Here is a 22618-nt window from a genome sequence, read left to right as displayed (position 1 = left end):
AATCATATTTACAAAACATTCACAATTCTTTCCAGTGAATACCAAGTCAGAAAAGAATGTTATTTTGTTGGCAAAACACTGCCTGAAGGTTATAAAATGCCTTCTTTTTTTGTGCCTTTTACTATAAAAAGTGTAAAATGGAATATAAGCATTACTTAGGAGGATATTAATATGAATTGGTTAGAACTAGCAGAATCCAAAAAGGCAGATATCATAGCAGAATTGCAAAGATTAATACAAATTCCAAGTGTCATGGATGAAAAAGCAGGTAGTGATGAAATGCCTTTTGGACCTAAACCGTTGGAGGCTCTTCTCCACATGTTGAACGAAGGTGAGCAAGAAGGATTTATCACAAAAAATGTAGATAATATGGCTGGACATATTGAAATGGGTGAAGGCGAAGATATATTAGGAATCCTTTGTCATGTTGACGTCGTGCCAGAAGGTAAAAATTGGACGTATCCACCGTTTGAAGGTGTTGTAGCTGACGATAGAGTGTATGGCCGTGGTGCTATAGATGATAAAGGTCCAACTATTGCTGCATGGATGGCCATGAAATTAGTAAAAGAAGCAGGGATTAAGCTATCCAAAAAAGTCCGTCTCATTATTGGGACAGACGAAGAAAGTGGATTCCGTTGTATGGATAGATATTTTGCAAAGGAAGCAATGCCTCAGATGGGATTTGCACCGGATGCTGATTTCCCAATTATTAATGCAGAAAAAGGAATCGCGAGTTTGATCTTTACACAAACTGGTTCTGCTGATACAGAAACGATTCAGTTTTTCCAAGCAGGTAACCGTACAAATATGGTGCCAGATGAAGCATTCGCAGTTATCTACGGTGGTCTCCATATGATTAAAGAAAAGTTCCAAACATTTGCAGCTGAATTTAAAGTTGAGGGAGAAGTCACACAAGAAGGCCCTATGGTTAAAGTGCTTGTTTTTGGTAAATCTGCACATGCAATGGAGCCAGATGATGGGATTAATGCAGGTATACTATTGGCTAAATTTTTACAAGATATTAATCTTACTCCACATTCCAAAGCGTTCGTTAACTTTTTAGTAAATGCATTTGGAGAAGATAGCAGAGGGCATGGCCTGGCACTCAATTTCACAGATGAGCTTTCAGGAGATACGACCTTAAATCCTGGTGTTATTCACTATGCCCCTGCACAAGGATCTTGTACGCAAGTAAGTTTGCGTTATTCTGTAAGCTATCCTTTTGACGAACAATTAAGTGCCTGCAGAGAAGTACTTAGTGGTTCAGGCATTACTTTGGATTTAAGTACTAATTCTAAGCCTCATTATGTCGATAAAGAAGATATACTTATTAAATCTTTACAAAAAGTATATGAAAGACATACCGGTGAAAAAGCAGAGTTATTATCTATCGGTGGCGGCACGTATGCAAGAGTATTAGAAAAAGGGGTAGCATTTGGTATGGTGTTCCCTGGCAGAAAAGATGTAGCACATCAAGTGGATGAATATGTAGATATCGAAGATCTAATAAAAGCAACTGCTATTTATGCAGATGCAATAGTTGAACTTGCTGGAAGCTCAAATTCGGAGGGAGAATGAACATGGTAAAAGTATTATGGAATGATCAATTTGTACAAGAAGAAGACGTGAAAATTGGATTCGAAGATCGTGGTTATCAATTTGGAGATGGAATTTATGAAGTGATCAAAATATACAACGGCGATATGTTCACAGCTAAAGAGCATATTGATCGACTATATGCGAGTGCAGACAAGATTCAACTAGTTATTCCATATACAAAAGACGTGATGCATAAAATGTTACACGAACTTATTGAAATGAATGAACTTCAAGATGGTCAAGTGTATCTTCAAGTTACCCGAGGAACAAGCATGCGTCAGCATAATTTTCCAGTTCCAGCAGTGGATTCTGTTCTAACAGCCTATACAAAAGAAACAACACGCCCACATACACAGTTAGAAAATGGAGTAAAAGCTTGCTTTGTAGAGGACGTTCGTTGGCTTAGATGTGATATCAAATCGTTAAATTTGTTAGGAAATGTTCTAGCAAAACAAGAAGCTGTTAGTAAAGACTGCTATGAGGCTGTACTACATCGTGGAGAAACAATTACAGAAGGTTCATCTTCTAATATGTATGGTATTAAAGATGGAGTTTTGTATACACATCCTGTTAGTAATTTAATACTAAACGGAATTACACGCCAAGTTATTTTGAATTGTTGTGAAGAAGTAGGACTGCCGGTAGTGGAAGAAGCATTTACAAAAGCGCAAGCATTAGAAATGGATGAAATGATTATGTCTTCTACGAATGCGGAAGTAATGCCAATAATCTCGATTGACGATAAAATAATTGGTACTGGAAAACGTGGCGAATGGGCTGAAAAGCTACAATTAGCTTTTGAAAAAAGAATTCCTACATCCGTTGAAGCATGAACAAGCATTATTTTATCGCTATAAAAATCCCTAAGGAGTTAGCTGCTGCAATTATTCAGGAACGTGATAAAACCAATTTACACAGGACTCATAAAATCTTACCAGTTGCAGAAGATCTTCATATCACGCTCTATTATTTAGGGCATGTAGCAGATGGTATATTACAGCAAATAATTCATTCGCTAAACCGTTTAGAGTGGGAATCGTTCGAATTGAAAACAAGTGGAGTAGCTCATTTTGGTAATGAAGCTACCCCGCGTGTTGTATATACATCATTAGAAAAAAGCGATTCTTTACAATTATTGCAGCAAAAAATTGTACAACTGTTAAGTAACTTTATAGAGGTACAGAAAACAAACGATTTCACTGCTCATATTACAATGGCAAAAAAATGGGCTTCTTTAGAGTCGCTAAATTTAAAAGCGTTCAACTTATCTGATGTAGTCTTTGACGTATTAAGTTTCTCCATTTTTACCGTTAATGTGAATCGGTCTCCGCGTTATGAAGAAATATGCACAGTTAAGTGGAGGAGGGGTGAAAATAATGGCCCAACTAGTTAAATTACAAGATTATGTTTCCCGTTATCAAGTAGATTTAAAAAGATACCCAACGCAGTTTGTACGTTTAAAAAAACAACAGTGGGATCGGACAAAGGAAGAGTGGGAAAGAGGTTCTTTTACTTCTGAGTGGATTGAAAAGGAAGATGAAGTAGTTGTAGAATACAAGAAAAAATCACTTTTCTCCATTCTGTTTCCAAAAAGCAAGAAAGAAATAGTAGAAGACTTAGACTGGGGAAATAAAGAGTTGACGGAAGAGATTCCAGTATCAGAAGAATCTACTACGTTGCTATTTGAACCTAAACTAGTTTATAAACCTCAAACAAAAGAAGAGTTAAAACGTATGTATCTAGATCAGCTGTTTCACTTTCAATTAAAATGGGCAAGTTCCACTTTACGTGAAAAGTCATATGTAGATCCAAAATATATGCGTGACACACTACTGAGGGATTTTACACTGAAACTACCAGATAATTATTTTGTCTTTTATTATCCAATCTTAAAGCTAAAAAAGGCTCCAATAGAGCTAGATATTATACTTGTACTTCCTACTGAAGTTGTTTGTATTGTAGTACTTGAGGGCAAAAATTCCGATGCTTTTATAGGGAGTGGGGAACGATTCTGGCTTAAGAAAAGTGGGAAAGATGAAAAGAAAATATTAAATCCTACGATTAATCTAAATCGAATGGAATCGATATTAGGACAAATTTTCCAACAGCAGGACGTAGAATTGCCGATAAAAAAAGTAATTCTTTCAAGAAATGGTTATATTGATTATCCGGGAAATTCGTTCAATACAGAATTTGTCGATACGAGAAAGTTTCCTGAATGGTTTCTTTCATTGAAATCTTCACATTCTCCGATGAAGCATATGCAATTTAAAGCAGCCCAGGCGATATTAGATCTAGTACAAACCACTTCTTATTCTAGATCTAGTTGGGATATAGGTAATGAGGAAACCAATGAATAATATTGTCTTTATCGTAAATGAGCACGCAGGGAATGGTTTAGGCAAGAAGGTGTGGAGGAAATGGAGAGAAACAATCGATTTTCCTCACACAGTTTATATGACGGAAAGAGAAGATCATGCCACCGAAATAGCCAAAAAATGCGCCGAATCAACGGATGATTTGCTTTTAGTTGGAGTTGGTGGTGATGGTACTATTCACAAAATTATTTTGGGTATAGTTGGTTTTGAGCATGTTCGAGTTGGAATAATCTCGGCTGGGAGTGGAAACGACTTTGGACGAACCTTTTATGTTTTTCATACATTGAAAGACCTCAAGGAAGTCGCACACAGTAATTCCCACACCAAGATGGATATTGGAACAGTAAACACTCCAAATTCGGAATACAAATTTGTTAATAATGCCGGATTTGGTTTTGATGCAAAAGTTGTTTACCTTGCAAATTATTCTGTTTGGAAAAGCAGGCTGAACCTTTTTAGGCTAGGCAAACTTGCATACATATTATTTCTTATAAAAGAGTTACTAACGTTTAAAACGTTTTCTTTTACCTTACATAATAAAGATGAAGTCACTCGATATGATGATGTTTGGTTTTTTGTAATTTGTAATCAGCCTTTTTTTGGAGGTGGAATGAAAATCTCTCCTGATTCCATTCCTAATGATCAATTACTTGAGATGACAGTAGTAAACAAATTATCAAGATGGAAATTGTTATTTATTTTTGGTACAGTATTCTTTGGAAAACATACTAAATTTAAAGAGGTAAAACAGTATCAATCATCAGATTTTAATATGGTTATTCATGATAAAGTGTATGGCCATGTGGATGGTGAGTTTTCATGTATAACAGAAAAAGATATAGCTTATTCATGTTCAATAGAAGCACATGCATGGAATTTAGCAAACCGTTAAAGAAAGAGGAGTTTGAATAATGAGGTTAAGACATAAACCATGGGCAGAGGATTTTATCAATGCTCATCCGGAAATAGTTATCCCAAATCCAGAAGAAGTTAAAGGGAAATGGGAAGAAGTATTTAAGAATGACAATCCATTGCATATTGAAGTAGGTTCAGGAAAAGGGCAGTTTGTAACAGGAATGGCAAAGCAAAATCCCGATATCAATTATATTGGCATAGAGTTATATGACAGTGTGATAGTGTCAGCGCTAGAAAATGCGATTGCCGCTCAGCCATTACCTAATCTACGATTATTGAAAGTAAACGGATCTGATCTTGCAAAGTATTTTGAAAAAAATGACGTAGACCGTGTATACCTAAATTTCTCAGATCCATGGCCAAAAACTAGGCATGCGAAACGACGTTTAACACATGCAGAGTTTTTAGAACTATACAAATCGATTCTAGTAGATCATGCTGAAATCCATTTCAAAACGGATAATCGAGGTTTATTTGAGTATTCATTAACGAGTATGTCAGCTTTTGGAATGCTTATCAAAGAGGTCTCTCTCGATTTGCATGTTAATATGCCGGAAGATAATATTATGACGGAATATGAAGAAAAGTTTTCTGCAAAAGGTCAACCAATATACCGAGTTGAAGCAAAATACGTGTAACTTTATTGAGCGGAAATGCTAGCTAGGTCGATAAATGTATACACAGAGGAATATTTGAAAAGGGGCGTGGGAGAATGGACAAGTTTCAATTTCACGAAATGTCATTTACATGGTTAAAGGGAGGAACAACTTTTATGGACGGGGGTGCCATGTTTGGAGTTGTTCCAAAACCATTATGGGAAAAAAAATATCCTGTCAATGAGAAAAATCAAATTGAACTGCCATCGGATCCATTACTCATCCAATATAAGGGGCAAAACATTTTAATGGAATCAGGTCTTGGCTACCAGAAAATGACGGAGAAGCAATTGCGAAACTACGGTGTTACCGATCAATCTCAAGTGGAAGATAATCTTGTAGAATTAGGATTATTGCCAGAAGACATTCATATTGTTATGATGACTCATCTTCACTTCGATCACGCCTGTGGTTTAACAAAATGGGATGAAAACCGAATTGTTTCCACTTTTCCAAATGCTAAAATTTATGTGTCCGATGTGGAATGGAATGAAATGAAAAATCCTAACATTCGCTCCAAAAACACATATTGGAAAGAAAATTGGGAGCCAATAGAAGACCAAGTGATACCATTTACAAATTCTCTTAAAATAGTAGAGGGAATAGAGATGATTCACACGGGAGGCCATAGTGACGGCCATAGTATTGTTGTATTCAAGCAGCAAGAAGATACTGTCATACATATGGCAGATCTAATGCCTACCCATGCTCACCAAAACCCACTGTGGGTGCTTGCATATGATGATTTTCCGATGACTTCAGTGTTTGCAAAAGAAAAATGGGTCAAACAAGCACTTCAACAAAATTATTGGTTCAGCTTTTATCACGATGCTTTCTATCGAATGATCAAATGGTCCGAAGATGGAAAAGAAATAGTGGATTTAGTTGAGAGAAGTAGATAAAAAGAAAAGTTCAATTACCTATTTCAGCACCGATAAGCACTTGGTAGGATTTTAAGTTAAGGAGTCCTTTGACTTTACTGAAATCTTGAGTGACTCAGGAACTGTTCTAGAGTTGGATAGAAAAAAAGCGAGGGCAGTGACGGTGTCAGCCCTCGTTATTTTTGTAGAAAATTTACTCTTTTCCAACTAACTCCCCAAAAATTCCAACTAAACTTTATTAGATGACAAAAAAATGGCTGATCATGAGAAAATCATGACCAACCATCCACTTTTAAATTTTCACCAATTCCACGACGGATCCTGTTTTTGCATCTGCTGCGAACTCGAATTGCTCAATTTCCCCTTCTTTCACTCGAGAAATTCCACCTTTATATACATTCATACTTATTGCTTCTTTTTGAAACTTCTCAGGGGTCATATATATCCAGGATCCATCGATTGGACCCTCTTTTTTGAATGAGCTTTTAATTTCATTTAATACTAATTCTGCTGAACGATTGAAATCCATTTGTTTCGTGGCTTGGCTGGCTATAACACCAATTACAATTCCAGTTCCAAGTCCCATCATGTAATCCTTTAATTTCATCAGTATTCCTCCTCATCGTATTTTTTTTAGTGTATCATACATCCTCGTTCCGATTAAATTTTTCGGTTTACGAAGTTTTATTGTAGTAAACGAACCCAACTTTTATTACAATAGAGGGGAAGATAATTTTCTACACAGCTTTAGGAGGCTTTTTTAATGAATGCAGAAACGCGCTCGCTCTTTAAAACATTGACAGAACTACCAGGAGCACCTGGGAATGAATATGCTGTACGTGCCTTTATGCGAAATGAACTGACTAAATATTCAGATGAAATTGTTCAAGATAATTTAGGCGGTATATTTGGTCTTAAAAAAGGTGATGAAAATGGACCGAAAATTTTAGTTGCGGGCCATATGGATGAAGTAGGATTTATGGTGTCTGGGATCACAGATAATGGAATGATTCGTTTTCAACCTCTAGGTGGTTGGTGGAGCCAGGTTTTACTTGCACAACGAGTGGAAGTTGTTACTAAGACTCAAACAGTTCCAGGAGTAATCGGTTCTATTCCTCCCCATTTGTTAAGTGATGAACTTCGTAGCAAACCGATGGATATAAAAAATATGCTAATAGATGTTGGAGCAGACGATAAAGAGGATGCTCTACGAATGGGTATAAAACCTGGTGATCAAATCTTACCTGTTTGTTCGTTTACACCTATGGCGAATGATAAAAAAATAATGGCTAAAGCCTGGGACAATCGTTATGGTTGTGGATTGGCTATTGAACTTTTGAAAGAAGTGCAAAACGAGAAACTTCCGAACATGCTATATTCCGGTGCAAATGTAATGGAAGAAGTAGGTCTTCGTGGTGCACAAGCATCTGCGAATATGATTAATCCAGATTTATTTTTTGCTTTGGATGCGAGTCCTGCAAATGATGCATCTGGAAACAAAAATGAGTTTGGACAACTAGGAAAAGGAACACTTTTACGAATTTTCGATCGTACAATGGTGACACACCGTGGAATGCGTGAGTTCGTATTAGATACTGCAGAAACACATAATATTCCATATCAATATTTCATCTCACAAGGGGGTACTGATGCGGGACGCGTTCATACTTCGAATGAAGGTATTCCTAGTGCAGTAATTGGTATTTGTTCACGATATATTCATACCTCTGCATCTATCATCCACACAGATGACTATGCTGCAGCCAAAGAGCTTATTGTGAAACTAGTTAAATCATGTGACCGTACTACTATAGAGACTATTAAATCGAATGTATAAGTAGTGGAGTGACTATGTTACTCTATACTTTTAAAAAGATGCCTTCCGGGGCATCTTTTTAACTAGAAAGGAATATTATTGCATGAGAATATTAATAGGTACGCATAATAGAGCTAAAACAAAAGCAGTTCAAACTATTTCTAGTATATATTATCCAGAGGCAAATTATGAAAACAAAGAAGTTCCATCACTAGTGTCCGATCAACCGATGGGTCAGGAAGAGACTAGGCAAGGTGCTATTAACCGAGCAAAGCAGTTAATAGATGAGCTAATGGAAGATTCAGACACACTATTTGGTATAGGTTTAGAAGGCGGCGTACAAGAAATAGATGGTCAATTGTATATTTGTAATTGGGGGGCATTGGCGACGCCTGCCGGTGACGTATTTACTGCTACAGGAGCTGGTGTACCCCTACCAGGGGAAATAGCTGAACAATTACGAGGCGGTGCCGAACTTGGACCTGTAATGGACGTCTATACTAATAAGAAAGGTATACGTCACGATGAAGGTGCCATTGGTGTCTTCTCCAATGGACTTGTTAATAGAAGTGCAATGTTCGAGCATATAATGTTATTATTGATTGGGCAATTTGAATTTGCTAATAAGCCCAAGTAGTTGCAACTGTAGGGAATCATCGATAAAATATATAGCAGTTATCACTGAATGGAGGAAAGAGAATGACCCGAATTTGGATGCGATTATTGATCGCGTCATTAGCTGTCATTTTATTAGCAGGATGCTCTTCTTTGGAAGAACAAACTTCAGATGGACTTGAGAACGCAAAAGTAGCTTTTCAAGGCGACGCAGAAAAACCAAATGAAAAAGTAAATGATATTAATATTTTTATACCTAGTGGTTTTTCGATAGAAGAAGAATCTAATGAAACAAATATTATTCTTTCTAAAGGAAAAGAATCATTTATACTCTTTATTAATCCAAATGAATTACCTAGTAGTCAACTATACTATGATTTGATGACATCTGATAAAAATTTAAAAGTATTAGAAGAAAAAACATTTGAGCAAAATGGACGATTTGGATTTGCTGCAATTATTGAAAATAGTGAAGAAAAGTATGAACTTATAACGAGCATTGGTGGCATCAAACTAACAACTATTTCTGACCAACAAGATGTTGCGAAAAATTTAGAAAAAATGATGCTTATCGTTCGTTCCATTTCAACAAACTAGAGGAGTGGTACATATGGAAAATCTAGCTTCAGTAGAACAATTCAAAGAGATAAAACAGCAAGGAAAAGTTGTATTTAAATTCACAGCTGATTGGTGTCCAGATTGTCATTTCATCGATCCATTTATGGGTGAGATAGAAGAAAAATTTGCAGATATTACATTTATTTCTGTAGATCGTGATCAGTTCATAGACTTATGTATCGAGCTAGATATATTTGGTATCCCTAGTTTTCTAGCATATGAAAATGGCGAAGAAAAAGGTCGGTTTGTTAGTAAAGACCGTAAAACTAGAGAAGAAATTGAATCATTTCTTCAATCGATTTAACCCCATCCAAACGGTTCACCTAGTGGACCGTTTTGTTTATTCTGAAGTAGTAGGACTGCCACCCCAAAGGATAGCCAAACATGCCCTAGTGGCAGTTCAACTTCTGGGGGAAACCTGTATGGTTCCGTTTTTCAACAGGATAAGTAACCCGACGGCTTGAAGTTTCACTTTGAAAGGACTAGATAATAAATGAAAGCACTTGAACTTGTAAGGCATTTAAAAACAAAGCTTTCCGAAGATATATACACGTATGATTATAATAGAGAAACAAACAAGCTACGCTTGACTCATAAAGAAATAGGAAAGGGAATTGAGATTTCAATCCCTCCGATTTTAGCTAAGTATGAAATGAAAAAAGAAGTGGCGATTAACGAGGTTGTATATACAATAAACGAAACATTCCAAGCGATGGAAAAAGAGATGGCCGGTGAAATAGATCCATCATTGTCCGTGTATCCCGTTATCCGCTCCACTTCCTTTCCACTTAAATCGAATGAAGGTAACCGTTTTATAACGAAAGATCATACAGCAGAAACACGCGTATACTATGCAGTCGATCTTGGTAAGACTTACCGTTTACTAGATGAAAAAATGTTGTTGGAGTGGAAAGTCAGAGAAACGGAAGTAAGGGAACGAGCACTCTTCCAAGTGAGAAAATTAGAAAATCATTATAAAATAGATGAGGTAGCAGGTAATACTTTTTATTTCTTTAATAATAACGATGGATATGATGCAAGTCGTATATTGAACGAATCGCTATTAAAAGATATGAAAAAACAAATTACTGGAGATATGACTATTTCTGTACCCCATCAAGATGTTATGATAATTGGTGATATAAGAAATGAAACAGGTTACGATGTTCTAGCGCAAATGACGATGCATTTCTTCACGGTTGGAACAGTGCCTATTACTTCATTATCTTTCATCTACGAAAACGGAGATTTAGAACCTATATTCATCATGGCGAAAAATCGAGTATCAAAGGAGAACGAGGAAAAATGAATATTTTTTACAACAAACCTGGAGTTGGAGATGTACTATTAATCCAACTAACACCTGAAAAAACAGAAAAAGTTATTACGGAAACTAATGGTGATGTTACACAAGTAAAAGATGCAACAACAAACGAAGTACTGGCTATAAACATTTTTGAATTTAGCAAATACAAAGAGCTAGATGTTCAAGGTAATATATCTTTAACTGCTGAATTAATCGAAACCGTGCAAAAAACATTAGAGAAAAACGGTGTTTCTTATACATTAAAAGCAGATCTATCTCCTAAGTTTGTGGTAGGCCTTGTAGATTCATTGGAACAACATCCAAATGCGGACAAGTTAAAAGTATGCCAAGTAAATGTTGGTGAATCGACTTTACAAATTGTATGTGGTGCTCCGAATGTAGAAGCAGGTCAAAAAGTAGTAGTAGCTAAAGTTGGAGCAATTATGCCTTCAGGTATGGTTATTAAGGATGCTGAACTTAGAGGTGTAGCTTCAAGTGGAATGCTATGTTCTGCAAGAGAATTGGCTATTCCGAATGCACCTGAAGTAAAAGGGATTTTAATCCTAGATGAGCAAAAAGAAGTTGGAAGCGAATTTATAGTATAAAGAAATGACAAGCATGCCTTTAAGGTGTGCTTTTTTTGATGAAAAGAAAATTATAAAACTCTGGACCCGAAACTATCTGTAATGGAATCTTTTCCAGACTCCAGTGTTGTCCAGGAGGATATAGTACTTACGCTTTTGTTCCTAAAAAGAAACATGTGAGTGGAATATTTAACCATATATTTTGCTATTCCAATACATAAGTGGCATATTCCCCTCGGATAAAATCCTAAAACACATGATTTTTTTACCATTCTACCTTATAAATACAGACGAAACCTATTATTATTGGTAGAATAAGAGGTATCTTTTAGAAAGAGTGATGAATTTGAATTGGTTAAAAAAATTATTTGCCTCAGATGAGAAAGAATATGAAGAGGAATACAAAGAGAAGCAACAAACGTTAGATCCTACAAAGAAAAAAACTCCTTTTCGTTTCCCATTGATATCAGACGAAGAAAAAAATGAAACTGTATATGGATATCCAAAGGAAGAGCAAATAGGTGAAATTTATAAAGAAGAGGCTCCAGTTGAAGAGCAAATATATAAACCTCTATATACACAAGATCTTTGGAAACAACGAGCACAGAAACCTACTATCGTTCACCGAGCAGAGAAGAAGATAGTGGAGGAAAAAGTAGTAGCTGATACTCCTCCTGTAATTCGAAAGAAAAGAGCATTCACGCCTACAGAAGTACCATCACCAGTTTATGGATTTTCAAGAACAAACCTAAATAAAAAAGTGGAAGAAAAAGAACAAAGAACGGAAACGATAAATCCGAACGTATTAAATAATGCTCAAGCTATTACGCCTGGTCCAGAACTGAGCGAAGTAAAAGAGCAAGTCCTTGTAGCAGATGTAAACAGACAAAATATGCAAGTAACTGATGCAGTAAACGAGGATGTACAAGTAATAGAGTTAGTAGAAAATATTATTGAAGAAGCAGCAGTGAAACCATTTGAAGAATTATCGCCTGTTACAGAACTAGGCGAAAACCCCCAAGTGGATGTTTTAGAACAGGATTTGCAAATAATAGAGGTAGTAAACGAAGATATACAAATAGCTGAAGTAGTAGACGAGTTGGAGCAAGTGAATGAGCTTGTTGAAGCTGTACAAGCAGAGGTAGCAGTGACTGAAATACCTGAAATAACACATGCTCCAATGCAAACTACGGATATTTTAGCACCAGAAAAACCTGTCAAAGAAAAGATTAGACCATTTAATGTATTAATGCTGAAATCAGATAAAAGTAAAATGAATAGAATAGATACTATGAACAAATTATCTCCGATAGCACAGAAAGCGGTTCCTGTAACAAAGCCAATTATTCAGCAGGAGCAAAAAGAAATAAAAGAAAATGTTCCCATAGGTGAGCAAGAAGTTGAAACCTTAAAGAAACAGGAGCAAAAAGCGAAACAATCAAATTATGTGAGACCATCTATTAGTCATTTACTACCTCCCGAAATGAATGTAGAGGATAGAGAATGGATGGAGGAGCAAGCTTTTACATTAATAGATGCTTTGTCCCATTTCCAAGTAACAGGTGAGATTGTTCAAATGGTACAGGGACCAGCGGTTACTCAATTTGAAATAACGGTTGGTCAAGGAACAAAGGTAAGTAAAATACGCAATTTAGCAGATGATCTAAAACTTGCGTTAGCAGCGAAAGATATTCGTATTCAAGCACCCATTCCAGGAAAGAGTTCCATAGGAATAGAAATCCCGAATAGAAAGTCTCGAGCAGTGCGCTTATCAGAAGTGATAAATACAGATACATTTTTAAAATCGGATTCACCTCTAGAAGCGGCATTGGGATTGGATCTAACAGGTAAGCCAGTGACATTGGATCTTCGGAAAATGCCCCATGGACTCATAGCTGGAGCAACCGGATCTGGGAAATCTGTATTTATTAATTCATTATTAGTAAGTCTATTGTATAAAGCGACGCCTGATGAAGTAAAATTACTATTAATCGATCCTAAAATGGTAGAACTTGCACCTTTCAATCATATACCTCATCTTGTAAGCCCAGTTATTACGGATGTAAAAGCTGCAACAGCTGCATTGAAATGGGCAGTGGAGGAAATGGAAAGACGTTATCAGCTGTTTGCTCATATCGGCGTTCGCGATATATCTAGGTATAATACGCTGGCTACGGAGAAGAGACAGTTTGCGCAAAAACTTCCTTATATTGTTATTGTCATCGATGAGCTTGCAGATTTAATGATGATGGCGCCAACGGAAGTAGAGGATGCTATTTGTCGAATTGCACAAAAAGCAAGGGCATGTGGAATACACTTAGTATTAGCAACACAGCGTCCTTCTGTTGACGTTATTACTGGCCTGATTAAAGCTAATATCCCTACACGAATTGCGTTTTCTGTTTCATCACAAATCGATTCTCGTACTATTTTGGATCAGCAAGGGGCAGAACGTTTACTAGGTAAGGGAGATATGCTTTATCAAGGAAATGGTATGTCTAGCCCTGTACGAATCCAAGGTACGTATGTCTCTGATGATGAGATTGAAAGTGTTATTGAATATGCGAGGAGTCAAGGGAATCCTGATTATTTGTTTGAGCAAGAGGAACTTCTACAAAAAGAAATTACTTCTGAGCAGGATGAATTATTTGAAGAGGCTTGCCGTTTTATCGTAGAACAGGGCACAGCATCTACGTCGTTGCTACAACGTAAGTTTCATCTAGGATATAACCGTGCAGCCCGATTAATAGATGCAATGTATGAAAATGGATATATTACAGAACAAAAAGGAAGTAAAGCAAGAGACGTATTATTAACAAGTGAAACATTAGAGGGAATATTTGGTTAAATTTATTTTTTAAGTATTATAAGAAATAGTGATATAATTATAAATACGTCTAAAAAGACGCATGAATTATATAATGTATATGAGTGGGGCTAATCCCAGGAGGTTTATACGTATGACAAAGTACCATTTTACAGGCATTAAAGGGTCTGGAATGAGTCCATTAGCGCAAATTTTGCATGATACTGGCTATGAAGTTCAAGGTTCTGATATTGAAAAATACTTCTTTACTGAAAAACCATTACACGAGCGGAATATAGAGATTTTATTGTTTGATGAATCCAATATTCAGGAGGGCATGACTGTTATTGCAGGAAATGCATTTCCTGACAGTCATCCAGAGTTAGTCAAAGCTAGAGAACTTGGCTTGGAAATCATTCGTTACCATGACTTCTTAGGCAATTATATGAGTCAGTTTACATCTATAGCAATTACCGGCGCTCATGGAAAAACGTCGACTACAGGATTGTTATCGCATGTATTGAGCGGACACGAACCGACATCTTATCTAATAGGTGATGGTACAGGAAAAGGTATGCTAAATGCATCTAACTTTGTGTTTGAAGCTTGTGAATATCGACGTCATTTTTTAGCCTATAATCCGGATTATGCAATAATGACAAATGTTGATTTTGATCATCCTGATTATTTCCAAGATATTGATGATGTATTCCAGGCATTTCAATCTATGGCGATGCAAGTGAAAAAAGGCATCTTTGCATGTGGAGATGATAAATACTTGCAACAAATAAAATCAGAAGTTCCTGTAGTCTACTACGGTTTTGGAGAACATAATGATTTTGCAGCTCGCAATATTGAAATAACTCCGGAAGGTACATCTTTTGATGTATTTGTTCGTAACGAATATTATGATCGCTTCGCAATTCCCTTGTTTGGAGATCATACTATTCTAAATGCCCTTGCAGTTATCTCTCTCTGCCAATATGAAGGTGTCCCTGCAGATACTATACAAAAAGGCTTAGAGTCGTTTGAAGGGGTTAAAAGAAGGTTTACGGAGACAGTCGTAGGTAATGATATTATCATTGATGATTATGCTCATCACCCGACAGAAATAAGAGCAACAATTCAATCTGCTAGACAAAAGTATCCAAATCATCAAGTTATTGCGATTTTCCAACCACATACTTTCACAAGAACACAAAAGTTTTTACAAGAATTCAGTGAGAGTTTGAGCTTGGCAGATCGGGTTTATCTATGTGATATTTTTGGTTCTGCAAGAGAGAACGCAGGGAATTTAACCATCGAAACGCTTGGAGATATTATTGAAGGAAGTCATATCCTGACAGAAGAAAATGTAGAAGAATTAAAGACAAATGAACATTCTGTTTTCTTATTTATGGGAGCAGGCGACGTACAGAAGTATCAACAAGCTTTTGAAAAAAAGTTAAATAAATAAGAAAAAGCTTAATCCGATGAGGATTAAGCTTTTTTTTGAAGGATATTTAAAAGAAACGTAGTATAGTATAGGTAGGAAGTTTAATTTGATTTGAATAGGGTAAAAATGTAATAAGACATACAAGTTTCTAGGAGGATGGACAATGGAAAATCTTTTATACATAGCAGCTATTATAGCCGCTGTTGCATTTCTAATCTTATGTATTAGTTTGGCAATGACATTATTTTCAGTTAAAAAGACGCTAAATAATGTAGCAGACACGTTAGATGGATTAGAAACAAATCTGCAGAATATGACGAAAGAAACAGCGGAACTACTTCATAAAACAAATAACTTAGCAGAAGACATTCAAGTTAAATCTGAGAAGCTGAACACAGTAGTAGATGCAGTAAAAAATGTAGGTAGTTCAGTTAATGGATTTAATCATTCTATCCAACGCTTAACAACTTCCGTAACAACTGAAGTGGAGAAGAATGAAGAAAAGATAGCGCAAGTAGTGCAATGGAGTAACGTTTTCTTAGGTGTTCGCGACAAATGGAAAGAACGCAAAGCATTAGAACGTGCTGGGTATTATACCTATGAAAACGATCAAAATAAACCACAATAATCGGAGGAATTTACATGACAAATCAAAAACAGACTAAACCTAACTACAATGAAGCAACTTATAATCATGAATACTATGCAAACCAACCTTCTTATAATCAGCAAGGAAATTCAAATTATCCGCCAGTACCTTACTATAATAGCGATGATATTTATCGTGACGAAGAAGTAAATGGTAAGGACTTTATCATCGGTGTTTTAATCGGTGGTATTATCGGTGCAACAACTGCATTATTATTAGCACCTAAAACGGGAACAGAGCTTCGTGGAAATCTTTCCACTCAAGCTAATCAGCTTAAAGATAAAACCATCGATCTTTCATCAACTGCAAAAGAAAAAACAACACAACTTTCTAAGCAAATTCAAGAACAATCTGGACAATTGGTTGATAAAGTAAAAGCTATTAAACCAAGTGCTTCTTCACCTCTTGATGATGGTACTGCTTCTTCTGAGGGAGAAGAGCCAATGGAATTTATGGAAACGATCTCTCATACAACTGAGGAGTTAACAGAACAAGAAGAAAATGCAACTGCAGTAGCAGAGGCTATCAAAGAAGCTGTTGCCGAATCAGATAAAAAGTAATCGAATAAAATAAATATCAAAGGAAGCACTGCATCTAGCAGTGCTTTCAGACTGTAGACAAACTCAAATTTAGGTGTATAGAGTTGAATATTAAACTCGGCAAGGCCCACCACTTCGCTTTCCGTGGGCTTGGCTTCAGCCTCCTCGTCACTACGTTCCTGCGGGGTCTTCAGCTCAAGCTATTCCCACTGGAGTCTTCGTGGTGTACCTTGCCTTATAAAACAGTTCCAATAGAGTAATCAATATCTTACTTTTAATAAGAAGAATAAACATCCTTAGGAACATTTATAACTATTCATAACCGTTTATAAAAATACCTTTGTCGTCAAACTGGAAGCACTGCATCTAGCAGTGCTTTTTTTGTTTTTGGCTATGTTAAAGTTAAAGGTTGATTTAAAAGCACATAAAAAATGAGCTGGGCTATGTTCTCCCAGCTCATTTTATTTTGATGTCCTTTTTTACTAAAGCACCCGTTAGTTGAAGTAGAAGACTCACAAACACTGACTATGGCATACTTTCAAATGAAACTTTCAACTCACTATCAAAATGAGACAAACTATTGGCTGGTTTAGTCGAAGAAGTACAATGAGAACCTATTAAATCGTGCCCCTTTGTGGCATCATCCACTAAGCCCCTATCCCTTCAAAATGGGTTTCTTCACCATTCTTAAAAACTTTCAGGTACTCATAGTCCCCTTTGACATTGATTTTGTACAACTTATATGTGTCTGCTTCCCCCTCAGAATTAGAAATGTCGTTCAGATAAATGTTAATCGAATTTTCATCTGTTTTGATATCTATATCTCCAAATTCTTTTCCATCATCCAAAAAATCTTGATTAAGATACAAATAGCGTTTTTTGGAATCGTTGTACATATAAATGCCAGTTCCTGTACCTTTTTCATCATTTTCTACATCCATAATAAAATTTTTCACAATGTCATTTGCCTTTTCTAAATTAATTTCTGAAATAGTTACTTTATTTCCTCCGCATCCTGTCAGAATACCGCAAACAATTAAAATTAGTAATAAAAATTGCTTCAAATTTATACAACTCCTTTGTTTGTTTTTACCGCAACCTTATCACAAGCTGTCCGAATCATGAACATAAGTTAAACAACACTCTTGAACTAACCTGTTGCTTTACTTTAATACGCCTGAAACAAATAGATGTTCCAACTTTATATAAATTCTCCATTTATAATAAGTAAAAATCCATTTGGCTTATTAAACTAAACTGCTGCGTTAGTTCAATAAGAAAAAAAGGCTTTACTCCTTCTTGAAGTAAAGCACCTCGTTAGTTGAACAAGAAAAATGAGGCTTATGCCCAATCAAAGTCTATTCTGAAATATCATTAAATATTTATTTACTTGAAATGATTAAAGACTGCATTCTTTGGCATCATATCTTTTAACATTTTAATTTCGTTTTTATCAGGATTTTCTACATTAATTTCAGAGCCCCAATGTGATGATTCAAAGAAGCAATTACCATTACATTTCAAAAAAAGTGAAAACCATTTTATATCTCCATTCTGATTTAAACTCTCTTGTGAAATGAAATTAATTAAGTTTTTGTTTATATCCCCTTGAAAACAGACCATTTTCATAGGATACAAATCAATTTTTTCAAGATTCGTTTTCAAACTTAATTCTTCAATCGTTTCAACTTCGTCATTCCATACATGAAATTCTATAAAATTTGCAGTTTTTATATAATAATCAATTAAAAGAAACCAGTATTTATAACTTTGGAAATCAACATTTTTTTCAGTTAGATTAATGTAGATAAAAAAATTATTCTCCATCCAATTCCACCTTATATACTAAGTTTTTTTATTGATTATTAATCAATAATGTCGAGCGTATTAAACACAAGTAAAACAACACAACACTCTTCAACTAAACTGCCGCGTTAGTAAAAAAACACCCTATGTCTATAATTCTATTAAATTGGCAATAATCCTTTTAATATTACTATTTTAGGGGGAATAGAATTGTTACTATCAAAAGCATGGGCTTCGTTTGAAGCTGATAAGCGAATAGAGGGCTTTTCGCCACAAACATTGAAAGCCTACCAGTTACAGTCTTCGTTACTAATTGGTTATTTTAAAGATGTAGAGATGGCATTGCTGGATACAAATCAACTAAAGGAATATCTTGCTATATCCTGTAAGCATTTAAAACCAGCCAGTCTTGCACATCGTATTCGCTTTATGAAATCATTTTTTCGTTGGTCTCATGAAGAAGGCCTTCTTAGTAAGAATCCAACTTCCAAGATTAAAGAACCCAAAGTAGGGAAGCGGATACCTAAGTATTTAACCGAACGAGAGATTGAACACCTTCGTGAATCCTGTCATTCCCCAATAGAAAAAGCAATTTTTGAATTCATGTTTTCTACCGGTTGTCGAATTGGCGAAATAGTTTCCTTAGAAAAGAATCATATTAATTGGTCCAATCAATCCGCGATCGTGAGAGGTAAGGGCGATAAGGAAAGGGAAGTTTATTTTAATACACGTTGTGATATATGGCTTAAACGCTATATGGAAAGCCGTAATGACCATAATCCAGCAATCTTTGTAACTGCCAGACAGCCACATAAAATGAGCGTCGCCCAAATGAGATACATCATCAAGCGGATTTCCAATCGTGCGGAAATTAATAAAGAGATTCACCCACACCAACTTAGACACAGTTACGCAACTCATTTGATGAATAATGGAGCTCCTATTGAAGTCATACAAAGTCTTATGGGGCATGAGAAAAGTGAAACAACTAGGATCTACGCTCAATTAAGCGGAAGGTTAAGGAAAGAGTATTATCAGAAATACTTTTAAATATAAAGGAGCAACGTCATAATGACGTTGCTCTATTTTGACTAACGCACCCATTAGTTTAAGTACAACTCTTCACAAACTAACCTTCAAGGAGTTGCATATAGTACAAATATTCCCCTTCAAATTCTACTATCAAGATTCCTAACTCCTTATCATTATCAACTTCTCTTGAAGAGTGTACTTTTGTCCCGACAGGTAATTTTGTAGCTGTCATATCATTAAAGCCAATGCTATTCGTTGACTGTTTATCAATTTCGCCTATCAAATTGTATTTGATATATTCCTCTTTTTTTTGTTCAAACCACTCTACTTCGGTCATATTGCTATAAATACGACCTTTATACATCAATATGTCAGCATCTGAGTTTTGTTTTAATACTTCTCTTGCTGTAACTTTACCACCGTCAGCCATCCCACAACCTGCAATTGACATTAGAGATAGTATTGTAAGCAAAATAATAAAAAACGTTTTGTTGATGGCAATTAACTTGTTTATCCTTATCATTTTTCTACCTCCTAATGTGAATCCCTTCTTCAACTAAACTGCTGCGTTAGTTTAAGTGAACACTTTCACAAGCTTATATTTATTTATTTTGTCATAAATTTCCAATACGAATCGGAAACCTATTCTTCGCAGTCATTAACGATTATCAACCTCTTTCTTTAACAGAGCCTTCTTTTTAAAAAAATAAGAGGGAATTTCCTGTTCCTATAGAATTTAAGTAAGAGATAGGCAATTACGCTGCTTTAAAAACGTCATTGATTGCATATAGAAAAAAGGGAGAAATATTTTGTGATTTTTGTAGAACATGAGGAGGACTATTATGAAGGCAATTATATTTGATTTTGATGGAACATTGGCTAATACTTTACCTATTTGTTTTTATGCTTTTCAAAATGTGTTTAAAAAGTTTGATAATAAGGATATTTCTTCCGATGGTATAAAGGATATGTTTGGTCCTTCTGAAACAGGTATTATAAGAAATAATTTGTCTAATGCAAATAAGGAAGAGGCTATTGAATATTACTACGAAACGTATTCTGAGCATCATAATAGATTAGTAGAGACTAATCTTGAAATTCTAGAATTGCTGAATTACTTGAAAAAGCTAGATATTAAAATAGGGATTTTTACTGGAAAGGCAAAAAGAAGTTTAGATATTTCTTTAAAAGAATTGAATATGGATGAATTATTCGATGTTATCATAACGGGGGATGATGTGATAAATCCGAAGCCAGATTCAGAGGGGCTGATAAAAGTATTATCTATATTAGAAGTAAATAATTCGGATACAATTTACATAGGTGACAGTGATGCTGATATATTTGCTGGGGTACAAGCTAATGTGTACACCATTGGGGTACAGTGGTTGTCAGAGTATCAAACATCTATATTTACCGAACAACCCAACTTGATAATTAAAAGTATAAAAGAATTTAAAAGTTCCTTTAAGTTAGGTATCTTATGAGCAAACAATGGTTAGAGTGGGCAAAAAGAATACAAGCTTTGTCTCAGTCAGGGCTGGCATTTTCTGAAGATATATATGATATCGAACGTTATGAAGAATTACGTGAGATTAGTATAGAAATTATGAGAGAACATACAGAATTAGAAATGGATAAAATTAGAGATTTATTTACAAATGAAACTGGCTATCAAACTCCTAAAGTAGATGTACGTGGTGTGGTTTTTAAAAACAATCAAATTTTAATGGTAAGAGAAAATATAGATGATAAATGGGCTTTACCAGGAGGCTTTTGTGATATAGGACTATCCCCATCTGAGAATGTGATGAAGGAAATAAAAGAGGAATCAGGCTTTGATGTACTACCAATAAGACTAATTGCTTTAATGGATAAAAATAAACATCCACATCCTCCTGAAGCTTATCATTATTATAAGATATTTATATTGTGTGAAATTATTGGGGGAAAACCTACTTTAGGAATTGAAACGAATAGTATTAACTTTTTTTCGGAACATAATTTACCGGAGCTTTCTACGAATAGAAATACGGAGTCACAGATTAAAACGCTCTTCGAGTTTCTGAGGAATCCACAAAAAGAAACGATATTAGATTAAGGTAAAGCTGGATTGATATTAATATTTCAGAGCAGAAGAGGTGACGCATGGAGAATGTAATACATAAAATAGCCAATTGGATAAGCGCGACGGATAAAAGAATTACTATTGGAATTTCAGGACATGGTGCATCTGGAAAGACAACACTTGCAAATAATCTTATAAAGGTTTTAGGACAGGACTGTGTAAATTATATTAATACGGACCCTTATATTATTGGATCACAACTTAGAAAATATGCGTTGATAGATTATGAATATCATAACGAAACTCATCATGATAAAATGACAGCCTGTCACCCTTTTGCTCATAATATATTGGCTTTAGAGAGAGATATTCATATGATGAGAGATGGTTTAGATTTTTATACAATAGGTACGAATTATTCAACGAGCAAGTTACTTTCTTCGCAAAATAATATTAATATAGTCCAAGGGATGAGTGTTGCATTTACAGATCCTGCTCTATATGACCTAAAAGTGTATTTGTATACTGATGGAGAAACTGAGTTAACAAGAAGGGGTATCCGTGATATTTCTGAAAGAGGAACAGATATAAATTATTTAAGAAAATCTCATGAAATGCGTAGAATTCAATATGAATTATTCATGCATCCTTATCATCGGAATTTTGATGTCGTTTTAAAAAATTCCAATGAGGATTATTTTCTAGAAAAGGGTAATTTTGATGAACTTTTAAAGTGGTGATTATTCTAGTTGGAATTTTGAAGGGCTTAGTTGGAATAAACGGGACTGTAGTTGGAATTCTTGAGGCTCAAGTTGGAATAGGTAATTTTATACAAAATAAAAACGAGGACTGACTATGTCAGATGCTCGTTTTTTCATGCTTTTATGCAATTTAAAATTGTAGCCAATATCGAAG

At 35.4% G+C, this 22618-nt stretch carries 25 protein-coding genes; 21 read left to right on the top strand and 4 right to left on the bottom strand.

Annotated elements, in window-relative coordinates:
• Positions 1–171 precede the first annotated feature (171 nt).
• From pepV to MHI47_RS13085, 7 genes are all read left to right on the top strand, one after another.
• Entirely contained in the window at positions 172–1578 is a 1407-nt protein-coding gene (gene pepV, locus MHI47_RS13115; RefSeq protein WP_093536821.1) for a dipeptidase PepV, read from the top strand.
• A 2-nt stretch (positions 1579–1580) separates the two neighbouring features.
• Positions 1581–2432, top strand: a complete 852-nt coding sequence (gene dat / locus MHI47_RS13110; protein ID WP_340831108.1) for a D-amino-acid transaminase — start codon at positions 1581–1583, stop codon at positions 2430–2432.
• On the top strand, positions 2429–2992 hold the full coding sequence (gene thpR / locus MHI47_RS13105) for an RNA 2',3'-cyclic phosphodiesterase (RefSeq protein WP_093536823.1): 564 nt from the start codon (positions 2429–2431) through the stop codon (positions 2990–2992). The genes dat and thpR overlap by 4 nt, the downstream gene beginning before the upstream one ends.
• The gene (locus MHI47_RS13100; protein ID WP_093536824.1) at positions 2976–3959 is read left to right on the top strand and encodes a nuclease-related domain-containing protein; all 984 of its coding nucleotides are present in this window, start codon (positions 2976–2978) and stop codon (positions 3957–3959) included. The genes thpR and MHI47_RS13100 overlap by 17 nt, the downstream gene beginning before the upstream one ends.
• Positions 3952–4869 (top strand): diacylglycerol/lipid kinase family protein, encoded by a 918-nt coding sequence (locus MHI47_RS13095; RefSeq protein WP_340831107.1) that lies wholly within the window; start codon positions 3952–3954, stop codon positions 4867–4869. Before MHI47_RS13100 ends, MHI47_RS13095 begins: the two co-directional genes overlap by 8 nt.
• Positions 4870–4888: 19 nt before the next feature.
• Positions 4889–5530 (top strand): tRNA (guanosine(46)-N7)-methyltransferase TrmB, encoded by a 642-nt coding sequence (trmB, locus tag MHI47_RS13090; RefSeq protein ID WP_093536826.1) that lies wholly within the window; start codon positions 4889–4891, stop codon positions 5528–5530.
• 74 nt (positions 5531–5604) lie between these two features.
• On the top strand, positions 5605–6450 hold the full coding sequence (locus MHI47_RS13085; RefSeq protein WP_340831106.1) for a YtnP family quorum-quenching lactonase: 846 nt from the start codon (positions 5605–5607) through the stop codon (positions 6448–6450).
• Positions 6451–6721: 271 nt separating this feature from the next.
• Here MHI47_RS13085 and MHI47_RS13080 read toward each other — a convergent pair whose 3' ends face one another.
• On the bottom strand, positions 6722–7036 hold the full coding sequence (locus tag MHI47_RS13080; protein ID WP_093536828.1) for a hypothetical protein: 315 nt from the start codon (positions 7034–7036) through the stop codon (positions 6722–6724).
• Between the two features lie 156 nt (positions 7037–7192).
• Between MHI47_RS13080 and MHI47_RS13075 the strand changes: the two genes are divergently transcribed.
• The 10 genes from MHI47_RS13075 (at position 7193) to MHI47_RS13030 (ending at position 16818) form a co-directional block, all read left to right on the top strand.
• Positions 7193–8266, top strand: a complete 1074-nt coding sequence (locus MHI47_RS13075; RefSeq protein WP_340831105.1) for a M42 family metallopeptidase — start codon at positions 7193–7195, stop codon at positions 8264–8266.
• 82 nt (positions 8267–8348) lie between these two features.
• Positions 8349–8882: a DUF84 family protein gene (locus MHI47_RS13070; protein ID WP_340831103.1), complete on the top strand. Its 534-nt coding sequence runs from the start codon at positions 8349–8351 to the stop codon at positions 8880–8882.
• A gap of 62 nt (positions 8883–8944) precedes the next feature.
• The gene (locus tag MHI47_RS13065; protein WP_093536831.1) at positions 8945–9457 is read left to right on the top strand and encodes a hypothetical protein; all 513 of its coding nucleotides are present in this window, start codon (positions 8945–8947) and stop codon (positions 9455–9457) included.
• 13 nt (positions 9458–9470) lie between these two features.
• Positions 9471–9782: a thioredoxin family protein gene (locus MHI47_RS13060; protein WP_093536832.1), complete on the top strand. Its 312-nt coding sequence runs from the start codon at positions 9471–9473 to the stop codon at positions 9780–9782.
• A gap of 189 nt (positions 9783–9971) precedes the next feature.
• Positions 9972–10787: a DUF1444 family protein gene (locus tag MHI47_RS13055; RefSeq protein WP_093536833.1), complete on the top strand. Its 816-nt coding sequence runs from the start codon at positions 9972–9974 to the stop codon at positions 10785–10787.
• Positions 10784–11389 carry a YtpR family tRNA-binding protein gene (gene ytpR, locus MHI47_RS13050; RefSeq protein ID WP_340831102.1) on the top strand — a complete coding sequence of 202 codons (606 nt, stop codon included), beginning with the start codon at positions 10784–10786 and terminating at the stop codon, positions 11387–11389. Before MHI47_RS13055 ends, ytpR begins: the two co-directional genes overlap by 4 nt.
• Positions 11390–11714: 325 nt before the next feature.
• Positions 11715–14216: a DNA translocase FtsK gene (locus MHI47_RS13045; protein ID WP_340831101.1), complete on the top strand. Its 2502-nt coding sequence runs from the start codon at positions 11715–11717 to the stop codon at positions 14214–14216.
• Between the two features lie 112 nt (positions 14217–14328).
• Positions 14329–15630, top strand: a complete 1302-nt coding sequence (murC, locus tag MHI47_RS13040; RefSeq protein WP_340769740.1) for a UDP-N-acetylmuramate--L-alanine ligase — start codon at positions 14329–14331, stop codon at positions 15628–15630.
• Positions 15631–15772: 142 nt separating this feature from the next.
• Entirely contained in the window at positions 15773–16237 is a 465-nt protein-coding gene (locus MHI47_RS13035) for a DUF948 domain-containing protein (protein WP_093536837.1), read from the top strand.
• 14 nt (positions 16238–16251) lie between these two features.
• A complete protein-coding gene (locus tag MHI47_RS13030) occupies positions 16252–16818 on the top strand; it encodes a YtxH domain-containing protein (protein WP_340762965.1) in 567 nt (188 codons plus the stop codon).
• A gap of 626 nt (positions 16819–17444) precedes the next feature.
• Here the strand turns inward: MHI47_RS13030 and MHI47_RS13025 are convergent.
• Positions 17445–17861, bottom strand: coding sequence for a hypothetical protein (locus MHI47_RS13025; RefSeq protein ID WP_340771749.1), 417 nt, complete (start codon positions 17859–17861; stop codon positions 17445–17447).
• A gap of 322 nt (positions 17862–18183) precedes the next feature.
• Complete coding sequence (locus MHI47_RS13020; RefSeq protein WP_340831100.1) at positions 18184–18624, bottom strand: hypothetical protein; 441 nt, start codon at positions 18622–18624, stop codon at positions 18184–18186.
• 189 nt (positions 18625–18813) lie between these two features.
• On the opposite strand from MHI47_RS13020, the gene xerA reads away from it, so the two are divergent.
• Positions 18814–19653, top strand: a complete 840-nt coding sequence (gene xerA, locus MHI47_RS13015; protein WP_241600772.1) for a site-specific tyrosine recombinase/integron integrase — start codon at positions 18814–18816, stop codon at positions 19651–19653.
• 79 nt (positions 19654–19732) lie between these two features.
• Here xerA and MHI47_RS13010 read toward each other — a convergent pair whose 3' ends face one another.
• Entirely contained in the window at positions 19733–20158 is a 426-nt protein-coding gene (locus MHI47_RS13010) for a hypothetical protein (protein ID WP_340831098.1), read from the bottom strand.
• 316 nt (positions 20159–20474) lie between these two features.
• On the opposite strand from MHI47_RS13010, the gene MHI47_RS13005 reads away from it, so the two are divergent.
• From MHI47_RS13005 to MHI47_RS12995, 3 genes are read left to right on the top strand one after another with little or no spacing between them, the layout of a single operon-like run.
• Positions 20475–21122, top strand: a complete 648-nt coding sequence (locus MHI47_RS13005; protein ID WP_340832055.1) for an HAD family hydrolase — start codon at positions 20475–20477, stop codon at positions 21120–21122.
• Positions 21119–21736 (top strand): NUDIX hydrolase, encoded by a 618-nt coding sequence (locus MHI47_RS13000; RefSeq protein ID WP_340762964.1) that lies wholly within the window; start codon positions 21119–21121, stop codon positions 21734–21736. Before MHI47_RS13005 ends, MHI47_RS13000 begins: the two co-directional genes overlap by 4 nt.
• 47 nt (positions 21737–21783) lie before the next feature.
• Positions 21784–22443: a uridine kinase family protein gene (locus MHI47_RS12995; protein ID WP_340831097.1), complete on the top strand. Its 660-nt coding sequence runs from the start codon at positions 21784–21786 to the stop codon at positions 22441–22443.
• Positions 22444–22618: the final 175 nt, after the last annotated feature.

It is taken from the genome of Psychrobacillus sp. FSL H8-0487 (genome assembly GCF_038008385.1).
Lineage (GTDB): Bacteria > Bacillota > Bacilli > Bacillales_A > Planococcaceae > Psychrobacillus > Psychrobacillus psychrotolerans.
The sequence above is the reverse complement of the archived record's forward strand: the minus strand, read 5'-3'. Positions and strand labels throughout refer to the sequence as shown.